The sequence below is a fragment of the Mycoplasma sp. 4013 genome (assembly GCF_054353875.1).
In genome coordinates this window covers 1-19,644 of record NZ_JBTHHK010000012.1, presented here as the reverse complement: position 1 = coordinate 19,644, position 19,644 = coordinate 1, and the positions used below count along the sequence as shown (strand labels likewise).

General features: G+C 29.6%; 5 protein-coding genes and 1 tRNA gene. 2 read left to right on the top strand and 4 right to left on the bottom strand.

Annotated elements, in window-relative coordinates:
• The first annotated feature begins 124 nt into the window (after nt 1-124).
• A complete protein-coding gene (locus tag ACXYRO_RS03615) occupies nt 125-6,679 on the top strand; it encodes a beta-N-acetylglucosaminidase domain-containing protein (protein ID WP_458614341.1) in 6,555 nt (2,184 codons plus the stop codon).
• A gap of 65 nt (nt 6,680-6,744) precedes the next feature.
• On the opposite strand, the gene ACXYRO_RS03610 is transcribed toward ACXYRO_RS03615, so the two are convergent.
• The 4 genes from ACXYRO_RS03610 to ACXYRO_RS03595 all read right to left on the bottom strand — a co-directional run bounded on the left by ACXYRO_RS03610 (nt 6,745) and on the right by ACXYRO_RS03595 (nt 17,726).
• Nucleotides 6,745-11,931: a hypothetical protein gene (locus tag ACXYRO_RS03610; protein ID WP_458614337.1), complete on the bottom strand. Its 5,187-nt coding sequence runs from the start codon at nt 11,929-11,931 to the stop codon at nt 6,745-6,747.
• A gap of 8 nt (nt 11,932-11,939) precedes the next feature.
• Nucleotides 11,940-16,268: a proline-rich domain-containing protein gene (locus ACXYRO_RS03605; protein ID WP_458614336.1), complete on the bottom strand. Its 4,329-nt coding sequence runs from the start codon at nt 16,266-16,268 to the stop codon at nt 11,940-11,942.
• 253 nt (nt 16,269-16,521) lie between these two features.
• Nucleotides 16,522-17,604, bottom strand: a complete 1,083-nt coding sequence (locus ACXYRO_RS03600) for a zinc-binding metallopeptidase family protein (protein ID WP_458614335.1) — start codon at nt 17,602-17,604, stop codon at nt 16,522-16,524.
• Between the two features lie 38 nt (nt 17,605-17,642).
• A tRNA-Leu gene (locus tag ACXYRO_RS03595) sits at nt 17,643-17,726 on the bottom strand.
• A 223-nt stretch (nt 17,727-17,949) separates the two neighbouring features.
• On the opposite strand from ACXYRO_RS03595, the gene ptsP reads away from it, so the two are divergent.
• The coding region (ptsP, locus tag ACXYRO_RS03590; protein WP_458614334.1) for a phosphoenolpyruvate--protein phosphotransferase at nt 17,950-19,644 on the top strand (1,695 nt) is incomplete at its 3' end.

The following is a 19,644-nucleotide window of genomic DNA, read 5'->3' as shown; positions in this document are numbered from 1 at the left end:
TATGAATTTAAAAAAGAAAGTTAAAACTTTACTTGCTGCTGCCGGTAGTGTCGGTTTGATAGCAAGTATCTCAGTTGGTGTGTCAGCTGGTTCACCAGCAACATAAAATAATACTACATATGAAATTTACCCTGGAGTGCAAAGCATTACATATCAAAATTCAGATTTTTTAATCTCTAATGATGTAAATATCGTTTTTGAAGACGGTATTGATAATGCAACCATAAATCGCTTCAAGGAAGTTTTAAAACTTAAAAATCTTACTTATAGCCAAACTCGTAGGGTTATCCCTGGTAAGACAAATATTTTAGTAGGAATCAGAAATGATTCTGATACCTTAGTTGATAACCAAATTAAATCACTTGGAATCACCTTTGATACAGTATTAGATTCAAAAATTGAATCATATCAATTAGATACCAAATCAGTAAAAGATAGCAACTATACCACTAATTACATTACATTAGTTGCTAAAAATACAGAAGCAGCCTTTGATGGTGCTACAACTTTGTGACATATCTTTAAACAACTGGATGGAAGCAAAATCAGAGACTTTGAAATCAAGGATTGAGCTGATGTAGCAACCCGTGGAATTATCCAAGGATACTATGGCGATGGATGATCATTAGATGCTTCTAAAGATTATATGAAGTGGGGAAGTTACTATAAACTTAATGCATACTTTTATGCACCTAAGGATGATTTAAAAACAAACAGTCAATGATCTACATTAAACACAGAAGAAGAATTAACCAAAATTAAGGATTTAGCTTCTACATCTGCTGCAACAAAGGTAAGTTTTATTTATACATTAAATCCTTTTGTAGGAACTGATGCATTTACTAAAGCAAACTATGCAGAGAAATTTGAAAAACTCAAAGCTAAATTTAAACAAGTTATCGATGCTGGTGTACGTCAAGTTGGATTAGTTGCCGATGGACCTAATAAACCGTTTGAAAGCACCCAAAGTACTAATAGTACTCCTAATCCTGCTCCTGCCGCACAAGCAACAGATAATGGTTCTGAAGGTGATTCAAGTTTAGGACAAGCTACATCTGGTGCTGTAGCAACACCAGAAAACAACGATAGTCAAACACAGCAAAAAAAATTACTATCAGATTTAGTTGCTTGATTGAAATTAGAAAAACAAGTTTATCCGGATTTAAAAGTTACTCTTCCATATTTAGTTAATGAATATTCTGGTACTGGTGAAGAATATTTTAAAGACTTTCCATCAGAAGTTCAAGTAATTATGGGTGGTGGTAGCGAAAGAACTGTAGATGATACATTTACTAACTATTATGTTAATCATACCAATTCTTCTGAATCATCTAAGTCATATACACTTAACAGTCCAATTCTTTGAGTTAATTGACCGTATACAGAAACTACACAATCTAAATTAATATTAGGTGGTTATAAAGCATTTTTAAAACCAAATCCAGATACTACTAAATTTACAGGATTATTTTTAAATGCATCTCCATATGAACAAGCATCAAAAATTGCGATGTTTGGTGGAGCAAACTATGGATGAAAGAAATGAAAAACTGATGATGAAATTAATAAGGTATTATCTGCTGCATTTAAACACTCAATCAATAACTCAGAGCAAGATTCACCAGTTTCATTAGCATATAAAGAAGTAGCTAAACACCTTATTAACAAAGGACAAGTATTTAGTCCAGAACCAGATTTAGATGAATCAGCAAATATTCAATCACCTATAAATACATTAGTTCAAAAACTAAATAATGATACTGTGACAGCAACAGATGTAAATTCACTGATTCAACCTTTTCAAACTATTTTAGATTCTTTAAACACTTTATTAACATCAAAAGATATCCCGCACCTGCTAACTGAAATCAAACCATGATTACAATCTTTTCAACAACTTACTAAAGGAGTTTCTTCATTATTACAAGCCGTTATTGAATTTAAAAATAATAATAAGGATGAATTTGTACAACTAGTGCAAGCAGCAAAAGATGTAATTTATGATGCTCGTAATCATTACAAAGTAGTGTTATCTGGACAATTAATCCAAGTAGAACCTGCTGTTCAATACATCCAACCACTTGCTGATGTATTGATGAACTGAGCAGACAGTAAAATTGACGGATATACTTTACAACCAACTACTTATACTACTTCATTTATTACTAATATGCAATATCCATCAGGTTCTACAAACCTACAAGATGCTTTCAAACCATTTAATACTAACCAAATTATTTATCAAGATTCATTTGATGGAACACAATCTACTCTTAAAACCGGAGATTACATCGGTGCTAAATTCAGTGAACCAACCACATTATGAGGGGTTCATCTAAGATTCTGAGCAAATAATCAAGATTATTTTCTAACTTCAATATTACAATATCAATTAGCAGGTTCTAGTGAATGAAATGATATAACATCATATACTTCACCTAATAATCAAACAACTACTAATATTTCTTATACAAATAATGATGTATATGGAAAAGATTTTATATTTAATCCTATTGATAATGTAATTGCAGTGCGTTTGGTAAATCAAGAAACTGGTAATGGTCGTTCGAAATGGATGCGTTTATTAGAATTTCGTCCAAACCCACAAAACCCACAAAAATACTCTAATGTAACATATAATTCTACCAATACCACTTTAATTAATAAAAATCATAATACTACTAATTTATCCGATGGAAATAAAACAACTGAATCACAATTTTCAAACCCACAAACTAATACTGGTTCAAATGATAATAGAATTTCTGAAGGTAAAACCTTAGGATTCTCTTTAAATGCACAGCATGTAGTAACTGAAATCCAACTACAACAAGGTTGAAATCTTAGTACCGATGTCGTATCTAATATCACTGTTGAGTATAAAGATCCATCTGATTCTAATACTTCTACTCAATGAAAACAATTTGGTTCAACTACATTAAATACTAATAATAATAACTCTAATATCCTAGCAATCAGTGGTTATGCAAATGCACAAGATTTTAGATTTAAAGTAAATTCAACTACAAATTATTGATGAAGAATTAATGATATCGCTGTTTATGGACCAAATTATAAAGCTAAACCACAATTATCAATTTCTTCAACCTTAACACCAGATCGTTCAAGTGGTTTTAATAATGCACTTGATTCAAATCCGAATACTGTAGCAATTATCGATCATGCTGCTAGTGATAAAAACATCCAAGCAAATGATTATTTTGATATCGAATTCACCCGTCCGGTGCAACTATCTACATTAAATATCAAACAAGATCCAAATGGTTTAGTTCCAAATCTTATTATTCTTCCTAAGATAAATAATCAAACACCAGATACTAATAAAGTAGAATTAACATCAGTATCTGAAAACCAACAAGTATCAATTCCATCTGCATGAGGACTTGTTACCGGTGTACGTATTAAAGCAAATAAAACTATCGATGCTCCTTGGAGAATTCGTGATATTAGTTATACTGAAATAGAACAACCTACTGATAAATATCTTGGATCACATCCAGCATCTAATACTAACTTCTTAACCAAAAGAAATGGTGATACCTTTGAATTATTTAATAAAACAACACCACAAACCGCAACTGCTGTTAATTTAAATAAAGATGAAAGTGTGGGATTAGATCTAGGAAATGTTTATACTGTTGATACTATTAATAAAGACATCGGAACATCGCAAGATTCAGCCTTAAAAACACAATACTCAACCGATGGATACATCTGAACTGATATGACATCCGATACTTTAGCATCGCCAACCCAAATGCGTTATGTCCGTATCAAGAATACCAAAACTGATGAATCAAGTAGTGTTATATCAATGCAATTTAAAGATTTAAAAGCACATATTGTGGAATATAAACCATATGGAAGTTTTGTTTCAGGAACCTTAAATGCTGATTTTGGAACCTTAAAAAATGCTTTTGATGGAGATTATAATAGCAAAGTTATTTTTGCTAAACCACCTGTTAAAGATGATAATCTAATCTTTGATTTAGGTCGCGAAGTAACTTTAAAATCATTAAAACTTTTTGCTGATAAATACACCAAAGACTATCCGAGAGATTTGGTTGTTAGTGTTGCTACTACTAATTCTTCTTCTTCTTCTTCATGAACCGATGTGTTAACCATCGGTGATTCTACTGCTGATACCGATTCAAATTCAAGATTAGGTGAAACTACTAATGCAACAGATGATCCAAACCATCCAGATGTAAAATATTGAGCATCATCTAATATAACTCCAAATACTAAAGCTAGATACATTAAATTTACTATTAAAGCAAATTATCCAGCAGATCGTAAATTAACCTTTAATCAAATTTTAGTCAATGATGGTGAATATGTAGCAGCTGATAATGATCCAAGATTTACCGGAACATCATATTCAGAAACTTCACAAAATACCACACCTGATAAGATGTTAGATGCTGATATCCATAGTTATTATGAACCTAAATCAGATAATGGAAATATTAAATGATATGTTGAAAAAGATTATTTCAACCGTCGTGATCTAAGAATAGTAAGTGAAGGTGTTCCTTCAAATGCTGAAGTATATGCAAATATCATTGATACTTCTAGCACATCTGCTGATACGACACAAACTAAATTAGGAACTTTATTTAATAATGTAGTTGAATTTAAAGTACCAAGAGAAAGTAATAAAGCAATCACATCAATTGAAATTAAATGAACTACTAATAAACCTAAGATAGCTGAAATAGTCGGATTCTTCAAAAATCAAACTACCGATACATCTAAAACTGATTTAGATACCATTAAAACCAATCCAGCTGAATATGATAGTTGAACCGATGCAACTAAAGCAAGTTATGATAAAGTTAAAGCATTAGCTACAACTGCTGCTGCAACTGATGAATTATTAACCCAACAAACTGTTAATGAAATTAAAGCAATGGCAGATAGTATTAAAAATTCAGCTGTCACAAAAGCAACTAATACATCTGATTTAGAAACCAAAATAAAAGAACCTGTAACAAATACTGATAATATTTTATATACTCCAGATTCATTTGCTCAATATGATGTAGCATTATCAAATATCCAAAATGCTCTTAAAAATAAAGGTAATATTTCTACTGCTGATGTAACTAATCTTTCAAGTGCATACGATACTGCTAAAAATGCATTAGTAAAATCTGATCTTCCATATCAACAAGCATTGCTTAATGTTAATAATTTCGGAACATTAAATAAAATCGATTATACTAATGAATCTTATCAAGCTTTAAAAGCAATAGTTGATCAAATTAATACTAAGTTAGCAACTGATGATCTTGATCCACTTGGATACCGTGATTTAAATAACCAATATAAAACTAAATTCACAGAACTAGTTGCTTCGAATCGTTCTAAGATGCTAAAAGCATACAATGATTATTTAGAAAATAATACCTATGCATTTACCGATCGCTACCAACATCGCTTTAGTTCACTTGCTTCAGCATTAAATGACTTAGTTGATTCGCAACATTATACTATCGCAAATCCTAATGTAACAGCAGATCAAGTAAATAATGCTTTAACTAATTTAAAAGCATTAACTCAAAAATCAATTGCAGAACGTAATCGTTTAATCTACTACTATGAACAACTTACTCAAAAGCAAATTGAAAATACTAACAATCTTTATACACCTGATTCATATGATAACTACCTAAGAGTCTTTAATCAAATTAAAAACTCACAACAAGATATTAACCGTGTTAGTGAACAAGATATCAAAGATGCACAAGCGCGAATGGAATTAGCACAAGAAAGTTTGGTAATTTCAGAAAATCAATTAGAAGCTGCTAAAACCCTTGCTAATTCATTGCTTGCTAATTTAGATGATAAAGCTGATTTTGCAAGCAAAATATCATCTGCAACCAAAGACGATATTAGCAATATTATCAAACAAATCCGTAGTAATTTAGCTAAACAACTAGCAGATAAGCGAGCAAAAGCTTACGCAGATGCTTCTGAAGCCGTAGCTAAAATTAAAGATATTAATACACGTAATAATCTAATTAAGCAACTAGAAACTGCTAAGGAAGTTTCAGAGTTTAATACTGTTACAGCCAATGCAAATAATGCTTATGATCTTGAAGTTCAAAACCAAAAAGCATTCGATGCTGCTAAGGCAGAAGTAGTTGATTTAAATAAACAAGTAACTGACACAAAAAAACAAGAAGCCTTTAATTTCAAAATTAATTCAATCACTGATATTAATGATTTTAAAGCAGTTAAAGATGCAATTAATAAACAATTAGCCCAAGAAAAACAAGATCGTGATGCACAAGCTGAAAAAGAGCAAAAGGAACTTGATGCTCTTGATAAACAAGTGCAAGATATGCTTGCAAAACTTCCTACAAATAATGCACAAGCTCAAGATTTGAAAACTAAATATCAAAATCTTACCAAAACCTTACAATCACTTAGCGACTTTAAAGCAGAACTTACAAAGTTTGAAAATGATCTAAAAACAAAAAATGAGCAAGAACAAGCGCAAAAAGACAAAGCAAAACAAGAAGAAAATAAAAAACCTACCGGTAAATCAAGTAATAGTGGTGCTATTATAGGTGCTGTTGTTGCTTCATTAGTTGTTTTAAGTATTGTTGGAATCTTTGTATGGTGATTTATGAAAAAGCGTAAGAAATAATCTCTAAGTAGCCGTATAGGCTGCTTTTTGTTTGTAAAAAAACACCACAACCAATGTGGTGTTTTTTAGAATAAATCAGCAGGTTGCTCAGAGAAGTTTTTTGCTCCATAACGTTCTGGGAATAAGTAAGAAAGTAAACGTATTTTTTCATAAAATGAATATGGGTTTTGTGGATGATGTCCGTTCCCGATATATCCAATTCTTTGTCCATCAAGTAGCATAATTGATGCAGTTCCATCCTTGGCGGTTGCACCATCTTGATCTTGGGTAACTAAACCAGCTAAATTACCTTGACTATCAAAGACATTTGATCCAGATGAACCGGCAGCTAAATCCACACTGTTTCATCCATACACAATGGTATCATTTTGATGGTTTAAAGAACCGACACTGTTAATTTTTCCTTGGTATCTAAAATTACCTAATAAATACTCACGAAAGCGTGCTTGACCAGTTTCTGTTGGTGAATCAGGGTTTTTAGAATTTTGTCCGGGCATCGAACCGACGATTCAGTTTAAATTATTATAAGCATTTTGATGTAATAATTCATTTGAGATTTTAATTGGTTTAGCATTCTTTCAATCTAAAAAGAATTTGATAATTCGCTTTTGATCCTCGGTAAGTTTTTGTCCTTGGAAAGTAAAATTAGTATCATCGATATTTTTACCTGCAAAGTTATTTTCAAATCATGAAATATCAATAATAGCTACATCAACATCGGAATATTTTTCTCCAGTTTTAAGTTCATTACCATAATTATCTCGAAAGTCTTTAAAATATGGATCTTTGTATGAATCTTGAATATCTTTACCATTAGCAAAAAAGTGTGAAACAATTTCTATACTTAAATTGCTGATCATATTTTGTCCTAAACCATGACCTTCCAAAATTGGTTGTGTTTTTTGCATTTTATCTGCTGTATCAGTCGGTTTTTTTATAAAGATTGGTGATAATATATTATTTCTAGTTCTACGTTCAATATCTAATCCATCTAAACTCTGTCCATTTCGCACTCATGATGCATTAGCATCATCTAATAAATCGATATTATGTGAGTTGGATACAATATAGTAGCGATGATCACTTGCATCATCAGGTTTTACCTTATTAAATAATCCTCAGGTTCCACGACCATGATAATCAAAAGCAAAAGTTCTTCTGCGTACATCAGTTAATACATTAAAGGTATCATCAGAATATAAACGTTGAACGATACCATCTTCGCTTTTAAGTTTAGATGTTTGTTGGAATTTATCGTATGAAGCAACAGTTTTTGCTTCTTCTTGTGCTTGTGGACGCGATTGAATGGTTTCAGTTAATGATACCGACATTGAATCTTTAAGTGGTTTTCCTTGATAAGTTGGGTTTTTAGTTGGGTTATTTTTATCATCAACATAATTCATTGTTAAAAAGACATTTCCAACAAAAGCAGATGACTTATTAGCCAAAATATGTTCAGATAAAATATCTGTAAAATAAATATCTGAATGTTTTGGTATAACTTCTAATTTTAACTTCTTACTTGATTCATCATAAGTTACTTTAAATGAATAACGATCTTTCATCATTGCAAATAAAGTTTGGTTAAATAATGCATCTTCGTTTCTTGGAGTAATTGTAAAAGTAGCATCATTAATAGTATGTTTTGCTAAAAGTTCTTTGAAAGAAACTGAAACATTAACAAATGAAAGCAATCCTCTTGGAACTGGTACAGATGAATTACGGTTAGTTTTACTCATAATAATTTTAGTATTTTCTAATTCAAATCTAAAGGTAAAATATACATCATCTTTAAAACTTTCTCAGTTTTTATATTCATCTAAGTCTTTTTCAATTGATATAGAATGATGGTTATTACCAAAATTAAAAATAGTATGAGAAAGAATTTCACGTGGTGTAAAGAAGAAAAAGTCAAGTTGCTTACCACTATCATCAACTAAAATAAAGTTCTTTTTTTCTTTTGTACTATCATCTTCTAATTTACGATATTTTCACATTCGCTCATATTCAACCAAAGCAAAATGATTTTGCAATGAATAAGGGATTTTGTTTTTTGTTTCATCTTTCATTCAATAACCAATTAAGTCATCAACGGTTAAGTTTTTATTTTGAGTGATTAAATCGTTATCTGAATATGTTGTTGTCATAGTATTTTCAGAATTATCAGTTAATAAATAAGGACTGCTTCCGTTTGATGAATAATTAAAATGATATCTAAATGATTTTTCGACATTAGCAGGAATACTAAATTTATCATAATACATATCCATTCTTTGTTTCTCGGTTGCATAAATTTTTGAAATAGTATATTTAGCATTCTCAAAGTATCCAGAAATTTGGAATTTTCATAATTTTTCAAATGGAACAATCAATTTTAATGTCGGTGGTAAAACATACCCGTATGCTTCAGTACTTTCTGTTTTAATCTCGGGATTTAGTTCGAAAACAATTCATTTGTTTTTGAACAACTTTAGATCCTCATCAGCAAAATCAAATTTTGCTGATCCGTATAATTTTTTATTACTTTCATCTAAATATGTTGTAAATTTAGATAAATTAAAGGTTTTAGTTGAAACACTGGTGCTAAATTTATATTTATCTAAAAATGAAAATCCTGTTTGTTCATCTCCTACTTGTGCAGCAGTAATGATATATTTAGAGATGTTTTTAGGTAAGACTGATGTATCAAATGATGCAGTTTTTTTATTTTTATCTACTGTTGCATCAATAAGTTTTGAATATGGATCAAAGGGGTTCAAGTTTTTTACCAAGAACTTAATTGAACTTATAGTATCATTTAAAGTTTGTGAATATGTAACAACAACTTTATTATTTTCTACCTTAGAAGATAAAATATCTAAAACAGGATTTTTATAGTTATTTGTAAGTGTTCCTGATGAATTATTAAATCCAGGAAAACCTTTGACATCGTAGTATTTGCTATCTCCACCAGTGTTTTTTTGTAAAACTAAGTCAACATAATTATCAAAAATATGTGCTTCATTTGGTGGTAAATATACATTGTATTTTTTAACATTTGGTAAACCATCGATCGCAGATCTTCCGAATTGTTTGTAGTTAAATGTATTATTATCTTTATATTTAATAAAATATTGTGGAAAATCTACATTTGAACTATCAGATTTTTTTGCTGCAGTAAATTCGAGAAAAACACCACCTTTAGAATCTCTTTTTGCTTGAAAATTATTCTCACTACTAAAACTAAAAGCACTTGATTCGCTTGTATAGTTTTTATTTTCATAAATAGTATTTAATCCACTAAAATGGTTAATAGCAGTTGAACCAATACTTAAACCTGTTATTTTTACAAAATCATTTGTAGTTAAATTTGATATTGTAAAAGTAACTAAATTATTATTAACAGTTCCACTAACAGTTGATTCACTTGCTGAATCAAGAGAATCCTTGCTTGCTTTTTTATATTTTAAAGTAAGTGATGTATTATTTGCTAAATTAACAGTCTTGATTTCTAATTTAATGGTATTATCAGCAATAGTAGACTTAATTATTTGAGTTGTTTGTGGTGGAGTTAAAACATCTTTATCAACATGTTTGTAATCACTACCATCGATGAATGAAAAATATTTAGTTAATGAATTATCTGCTTTAATTTCTGAATCAGTTGTGTTTGTATATGTATTTACATTTATTAAATCTTTGCTATACATCCCAAAGATATGTGAATCGTTAAAAACTTTTTTAAAGTTATCACTTACGAATGCTTTAGCATTAATATCTAATGTTTTAAATGTTGGATTGATGCTTGGTAAATTCAAAGCAACATTATTTAATTTTAAGGATATAAGTTGATAAGTTGTATTGGCTGATAAATTAGCAAAATTCAAATACAAATCATTACCTTCGGTATAATTTGTAACTTGTAAACTTTTAGAATTAGATAATGATGCATCAAAGGTATGCACATTCGCATCATGTAATCTACTATTTGATGTAAATGAAATTCGGAACGATGCTGATGTTTTTGAAATATCAGTTACATCAATAGAATTAATGGTAAATTCATCTTTGGTTGGCCTTGGTTTTTCGACAGGTTTACTGTTTTCATCAGGGTTAATAGTTGATGGATTTTGATTACCTGGAGCATTTTCATCAGATGGGTTTTGTTCACTAGGATTACTTGGATTTTGTGGTTCACTATTCGAACCACCTTGACTTGTTTGTGAATTGCCTTGTCCACCTTGATTTTCACCACCTGGTTGATTATCTGGTGGTGTTATAGGATTCATTGGAGTCGTTTCTGAATTATTCGAGGCATTAAATGTAACGGTTAAATTACTGTGATATTGAGTTGATGCAATTTCTAAATATGAAATACCTAATTTATTATTATCAGGTTTTGTAATGCTTGAAATATCAAAAGTAAGTAAATGTGTATTTGCATCATATAGTTTCGATGTAAGAGTGCGAGCAATATTTTTAAATTTAATTTTTGCTTCATTTGCAAACATTGATGCATCAACATTAGCAAGTTTTACATATAATTTGCTATTATCATCAGAAAGAGATAATTGAGTAATCTGTGGATCGGTACTTATTGATGCTGTATGAAAGAACAATTTATTTTGGTCATTGTTTGATAATTTTAAAACTGTATCATCAATATTAAGTTGGGATAAATTATAATCAGTATTAGGAGTAAGGTTGGTATATTTAATAGTAATTACATCATCTTTTGATGTAATCGATGCAGGTGCAGTAGGGTTTAAGGTAGCAGATAATTTACTTGCATCTAAATTTTTGTTTGTTAGCTTTAATGTGATTGTTGCAGTTGTAGAATCTGAATCAACACTTATGATGTTTGCATCGGTTTTTACATCATATGGATTTTTAGGTGTTTTAAATTGCAATTTAACTTTATCAGAATCAGAGAATTTTAATTCATTTCCATTAGCAAAAATTTGGTCAATTTGATATTGTGTATCTGCTTTTATGTTTTCAAAAGTTACAGTTAGGATATTAGATAAGATGCTGATATTAGGCATATCATATTGGGTTGGTTTACTTAAATGTAATGAAATATCAGTAGCTTTATAAGTTTTAAATAACTTTATTTTTATAACTGCTGAGTTGTTATTCACATTAACTGTTTCAACTTTTCCATCAAAACTTTGCCGGTTTTTAGTTTCAGGATTTCCACAAGCGATTGTTATAGCAGATACACCTGCACTAACAAATACACTGGAAATAAGTAGTTTTTTTATCTTTTTCATCATTACTCCTATTTTTTAATTGGATTTTCAAATTCATTGAAGATATCCAGCATTTTATGTTTCTTAGGATACAAACGATTCAATCGTTGCACTTTATAAGCAAATGAACCATTATTATAATCATTTAATTCACCAAAGAAATTAATTCTTTGTGAAGATAGTAAATATGAAGATGCTTCACCATTTTCTTCATTAGCATGAATTCCTAAAAAGTTTCCTTCATGATCATATAACCCTGTCCCTGATGAACCACCTGTTAGTTGATAATTAGCATTAACATTAATAATCTCACCACTAGAATTTTTAAAACGTTTAATAAATCCAACTTTTTCTGTTTTAGCATTTGGAACTTTATCACCTGGATAAAACAAGATGTCACCAATAAAATTTTGACGAACTTGGATATTCTTTTTAGTATTATATTTAGTAGAACCTGGGAAAGAAGACATATACATTGTATAATACATATATGGGTGGATGTAACGGCCCATTTTAGATACTTTATTATGTTTTAAACTCTTTCATTTGTAGATATGTTCAGCTGTTTTAAATTTCGGAACATTTTCTTTATTTACATCACTTTTATGTTGATTATAATAATTTATCAATTCAGTAATATCAATGATGTGAATTTTAAAATCAGTTCTGTTTTTAGCAGGGACATTTGATAAACTACCGTCCATACTCTTATTGTTGTTATTATCAGATGTCCAAAAAATTGAATTACCAGTATTAGATCAATAACCACCTAAAAATAAGCTAACATCTTCTTTAGAAGTATGTGGTTTTGGAGCAGATATATATCCAGGATTTAATACAGGTACATGGATATTTGTTCCAAAATAATATCGATTATCATTTTCATTATCTGGATCTACTTTACCAATCATCCAAGCTGTCCCCCATCAAGTTCCAAAAGAACGTGTTATAACATGATCTTGAACTGTATTTCGAGGTGAAGAATTTGTATATCATGTTGTAACTTCGATATTAACAGGCGTATCAGAATCACTATAACCAATACTTTTAAATTTTGTCTCTTTATCAAATTCAAATCCATCTATTTTTAATTGATTTTTTGCCTTTGTGTGTTCATTTGTAAATGAAAGTGGTTGTCCATTTTTTAAATACATAATTGACAAATAATTTCAAGTTTTATCAACAAATGTTGAATAACTTGAAGAAAGATTATGTATATACATATCTTTATTAATATGCCCTTGACGAGCTATTAACGAGATTTTTAGTTTATCACCACTTAATGATACTTGTGCTTTAAGATGTTTATTCATCAAATCTTCAAGTTGTTGGTCAGTCAATGTTAAATGATAACTGTCATTTGAATCAATTTTTCTACCAATCTTCTTTAATAAATCTTCGGTTTTTCCTAAGAATTTTATTTTGATATCAGAAATAGTTTTGTTAGCTGCTGCATTAAGTTTATTTCAACTAAAAGATACTGCTCAATCAAAACTACCAAAAGAAAATTGTCTAAAATTAACTTGTTTTGGACTTGCCACAAAAGAAAAATTAATAATTGCTTCTTTATTGCTATCTAAATTTTTGAAATTTCGGATGTCTTTTTCAACATAAACTTCAGTTCTATTAGAATTTTCATTCATTTCTTTATCTAGAACATTTTCTTTCATTGCAGCAAAATTATATTCTTTATGATTATCAAATTCTATAACAGGTAATGGATTATTGTATTGTGTATAAGCTGTTGCTACATAAGTATTAATATCACTAATATAATGTGTTAAAAACAATGTGTTCTTTAAATAAGCATTATTTAATGTTATATAGTTATGTCAATTAAAAGGGATAGATTTTGGTACATTTCCATTTGTATTATCTGTTAACTGTGATTCTTGATATTGCGAATTATTAGTTATATTTAAATTAGTTTGACTAAAAGATGTTCCCAAAGCATCTGAATAAGCATTTTTAGAAACATCTAAACTTGGTTTTAACTCAGTTGTTCCACTTTGCTGAATTAAAGATAATTTACGATGTTTGCTATCACCATCTTTTCCTTCATCATCATAATCTATAACAGATGATAAATCATATTTATTAACAATTTGTACTTGATTTAGTTTTCAAGTAATTCCTTCGGTTAGTCCAGTGAAAGAAAACTTTTTAAGTTCATCAAAGTTTAAAAACACTGATTTAGTGTTTTCTTGGCGAAATTGACGTTCAAATCAATCTCCTCCATCTGATGAATACCCATAACTGCGTTTTTGATCGTCTGTATCAGCCGGAGTATTCTTTTGCACTAAGTCTACAAAAGTAAGTTTAACATATTTGTTTTTAAATTGCTCAACTTCTGAATCGGTAGCATTAAGGTTGATTGCTCCTACATATGTATTAGTAGAAGCATCTGAAAGAGCAAATTGTATTTTTGTAATAGTTGGATTAAAGGTTTGATTTGAACTTCAAGCAACTTCTTCAGGAACATTAAATGAATAATTGTTATTTAATGCTGTGACATCAGTAATAATGTATTTATTATATCCTTGATTAAATTTAATAATATCTTCAGATTCAATATGTCCGTTTTTATAAGTTCCAACAACTGCTATATCTGCATCATAAACATTTACATCAGGTTTGATGGTAATAAGATATTTATCATTGCTTTGATTAGGTAAATAACTTACATTAACATTAACTTTGTTATTGTTAATACTAAATGAACTTACATAATATGTAGCAGTTGTTCCTGTTTTATTTATAACTTTAACACTACCACTAAACTCTACTGCTTGATTTGCATACATTATGTTAGAAATAGTATTGTTTGAATTACCATTACTTACATCAACTAAAATATTTTGTGATGTTCCATTATATTTAGTTGTGTAATTTTGTCCGTTAAAGGTAAATTTGAAATCATTGTTTTTAGAAGTTGGTAAATGGTCAAAAGCAAACCACAACATTTTATTATTAATCAATGATATTTCTTTAATATGTAAGTTATCCTTAGCATTAAATTTACTTACCTGTTCATCGTATTTAGTAAATGAATCTAAAAGACTATAGTTCAATGCATTAAATTGCACACTGTTATCACTAGTAGTAAAAGTTTGATTATTCAAAGATATATTTTGACTTCCAATTTGGATGTTATCAAGATAATATGTTGTATGTGATGCAAGATTGTAAACATCAAAAATTAGATTAGTATTATTTACAGCTGGATTGCTAAAATCTAAACGACGTCCGTTTGCATCCTGTAGTGATAATGTAACATTATCTGATGCATCGAGTGATGTATCTAATGAAACATTTATTCTTGCTTTATCACTTTGGATATTAGAAATACTAGAATTTTGTATATGATATGTTTTTTGTTCTTTTGCTGGTGTGCTTGGTTCTATTTGCTCTTGCGATGTTGTTGTAAATGATAAATTACTGCTTGGTAGAACTAAAGAATTTCCATTTAATGATACGGATGTTAAAGTATATGTTGTATTCGGTTTAAGTGAATAAAAAGTTGTAGATAAAATACTAGTTTCAGTTATTAAAAGATTTTGAGTATGATTTTGTCCATCTGAAATAGTAATTAAAAGATTGTTTTTATTTGCATCAGCAAGTGTATGATTAGAAAAATTTAAATTTAATGTAGCATCGGTTGCATTAACATTACTTCACGATACATTTGAGATACTAAAATTATCTTTTTTAGGATTTGGGTTATTTTCTTTTTCTGATGAATTATTTGGTTTTTGATTACCATCTAAATTAAGGTTACCTGGTGGTGTGGTCTGTTCGACATCTCCTGGATTAGGATTTGTTTCTTGTGAATCACCAGGATTTTCTGGATTATGTTTTTCAGGATCTGATGGATTAGGTGTTGATGGTTGGTTCCCTGGTTGTGCTTTCTCACCTGATGTCGGGGGGGGAGTTTGTTCATTATCTTTAGGTGTTTGTGGTTGTTCTACATTATTTTGTGGTTTAGTTTTAAATAAAAATTGGTTTTGTAACTTTGCTGTTTTCAATGATTTACCATTGTATTTAATATCAAAGGTATATATTTTATTAGAAAATAAACCGTTTATGATAAAAGTAACGGATTTTTTATCGACTGATAAGGTTCCGTTAACATTTTGATTATTATAAACTAACGAAAAATAACCATTTGAAGAAACTGGATGATCTAAAAATGCTTTAATTGTAACCGAATCTGATGTACTTTGAGTTTGTACACTTTTAAGATGTATCTGTTTTTTTTCATATACTTCTGTGTTTGCATTAGTGCAAGCTACAGCAGAAACTGTTGTAAAACCTAAAAAAGTAGGAACTATATATTTTCTAAATTTCTTTTTTCGCATAATAATCCTTTATAATTTAATGATATCAAAATTCTCATAATTTTTTGTTTTTATAGCATATATAGATATTTTAATAACAATTATGTGCAAATATTTAGTTAAAATATCATTTTTTATTTGCTTTTATTTTAGATATATAAGTGATAACTTAATATCTAAAAACAAATATTGAAATTTTGTATAGTATAATACTTTTTTATAAAAATGGTTGAATTTTATTTGATATGCATATAAAAAGTCGGATATTAACCGACTATTTATATGCTAATTTTTCTGAGTGTATTTTTGGTGAATAAGATTTTAAGAATTCTGTCATTAAATCAATTGTTGCTTGGATATCTACTAAAGATGCAACACCAATAGGACTATGTAAATATCTTTGTGGAATTGAAATAGTCATTACAGCAGTCCCACCTAGTGCAAATTGTAATTCTGCTGCATCGGTTCCACCACCACCTGCTACATATTTATATGCAGGTATTTGTTTATTTTTTGCAACTTCAAAGAGATATTCAATTAATTTAGCATCTGGTAAGGTTCCAGAATCTTTTACTAAAATTGATACTCCGTTTCCACAAACTGGTGTACCAGATTTAGCACCAGTTGTATCGTGTGCAGCACCTGTATCGACTGCAAATGCTACATCTGGATTAATAATTGATACGGATGTTCTAGCTCCACGAGTTCCAACCTCTTCTTGAACTGTTCCGACTAAATAGACATCACATTCTAATTGTAAATCAGCGATATTTTTAGCTATAAATTCTAATGCTGTAACTCCAGCACGATTATCCATTGCTTTACCACCAACTAAATCATTTGCAAGTTCTACATATTCACCACTAATGAAAATTTTATCTCCAATATCGATTTTTGCATCCAAAACTTCTTGCTTACTTTTAAAACCTAAATCTACATATAGATCATCAGTCTTAACTGCATTTTTAAGTGATTCGTTTGTTTGGATATGGATGCTGGTGTGTCCAAAAACACCTGTAAATCTTTGATTTTGCGAATTCACCACAATTGCTTTAGTTCCAATTACAACAGAAGTTCATTGTCCACCAATTGCTGTTACCATTAAATTACCATTATCAGCAATTAAGCGAACCATATATCCTACTTCATCCATATGTGCAGCAATCATTACTTTTGGAGCATTTTCTACTTTTGATTTTTTGTAAAAAATCACTGAACCTAATTTATCTCTAGAAACTTCAAAACCCTTAATATTTCTTTTAAGTTCATCTACTACTGGCTCTTCAAAACGCGACATTGCTTCAATTGACATATATTTTTTTAGTCTGGTAGATAATTCTTGATATTTTGCTTGCATTTATTCTCCTAATAAAAAAATCAGCAATGCTGATTATATGGTGCCTTAGACAGGACTTGAACCTGCATGGATTTCTCCGGCGGATTTTGAGTCCGCAGTGTCTGCCATTCCACCACTAAGGCAACTAACTAAATAATACACTTTTTTAGCAAATTTTAAAACAAAAGTGATGATTTTTCATTTTTATCATTTAGTAAATATAATATTTAGAATATTAAATAAATATATTTATATTAATATTGGAATTATTTACATACTTTTTTAAAACTACAAATTAATTTAATATAATCTTTTTTTTAAAAGTATAAAATATCAACATCATATATCAAGCAAAAAGGAGATAATATGAAACTTACAGGAATCGGAGCATCTCGTGGAGTTGCTATCGCTAAGGTATTCAAAATCGAAGAATTACCTGTTGAAATTACTAAAAATACAAATAATATAGATTCAGAATTAAAAGCATATGATAATGCAACTGATAAAGTGATTGCAAAACTTGAGCATACTAAAAGTTTAGCAAGCGATCCAGAACATGCGGCAATTTTTGATGCACATATTGGATTTGTAATGGATCCGGCTGCTAAGGAAAGTATTGAAAATAAAATCAAAAACGAATCATTAACTGCTGAATATGCTGTAAATGAAGTATATACAGAGTTTGCGAATATGTTTGCAGGTATCGATGATGAATATATGCGTGAGCGTGTTGCAGATATCAAGGATGTGCTTAAAAAGTTATTATTTGCTTTAAACAATATCGAAGAACCAGATTTAACATCAATTAATTCTGAAGTTGTAATTGTTGCCGAAGATTTAAGCCCATCACAAACTGTACAATTAAACAAAAAATTCGTTAAGGGATTTGTTACAAATATTGGTGGACCTACATCGCATACAGCAATTATGGCTCGTAGTTTAGCAATTCCTTCAGTTGTTGGAACAAATTCAGTAATGGAATATACTAAAAACGGTGATGTAATTGCTTTAGATGGATCAAAAGGAACTGTTATTATTAACCCTACTGAACAAGAACAAAAGGTATATTTAAAAGCACAAACAGAATATCAAGAATATTTAAACAAACTTAAAAACTTAAAAGGAAAAACTTCACAAACAACTGATTTTCACCATGTTGAACTTGCTGCAAATATTGGTTCTCCAAAAGATTTACAAGACGTTTTAGATAACGATGCTGAAGCAATTGGATTGTTTAGATCAGAATTTTTATATATGGATAATGAACACTGACCAACTGAAGAAGAACAATTTTTAGCTTATAAAGAAGCAGTACAAAAAATGAATGGTAAAAGAGTAGTGATTAGAACACTAGATATCGGTGGGGATAAAACTTTAAAATACTTTGCTTTCCCGAAAGAAATGAATCCTTTCTTAGGATATCGTGCAATTCGTTTTTGTCTACAAAATCCAGATATTTTCAAAACTCAACTTCGTGCATTAGTTCGTGCAAGTGAGTTTGGTAAAGTTGCAATAATGTTTCCTATGATAACTAATGTTGATGAGTTTTTAGCAGCAAAAGAACTTTATAACCAAGCATATGATGAAGTTTATGTAACTAATAAAAACATTGCTGCAAAGGATAAAATTGAAGTAGGTATGATGATGGAAACACCTGCTGCAGCAGTACTTTCTGATATGTTTTCAAAATATGCTGACTTTTTATCAATTGGAACAAATGATTTAATTCAATACTCAATGGCTGCAGATCGGATGAATGAAAATATTTCTTATTTATATCAACCACTTAATCCATCGATTTTGAGATTAATTAAACATATCATCGACGGTGGACATAAGCACGGAAAATGAGTTGGTATGTGTGGAGAAATGGCTGGTGATCGTAATGCTTTACCTATTTTATTAGGTTTAGGCTTAGATGAATTCTCTATGTCAGCAAATAATATCTTAGCAAGTAGAGAATTAGTAAATCAACTTTCTTATAAACAAATGCAACAACTTGCTCAAAAAGCAATTGAATGTGAAAACCAAGAACAAGTTCAGAAATTATTAGCAGAATCT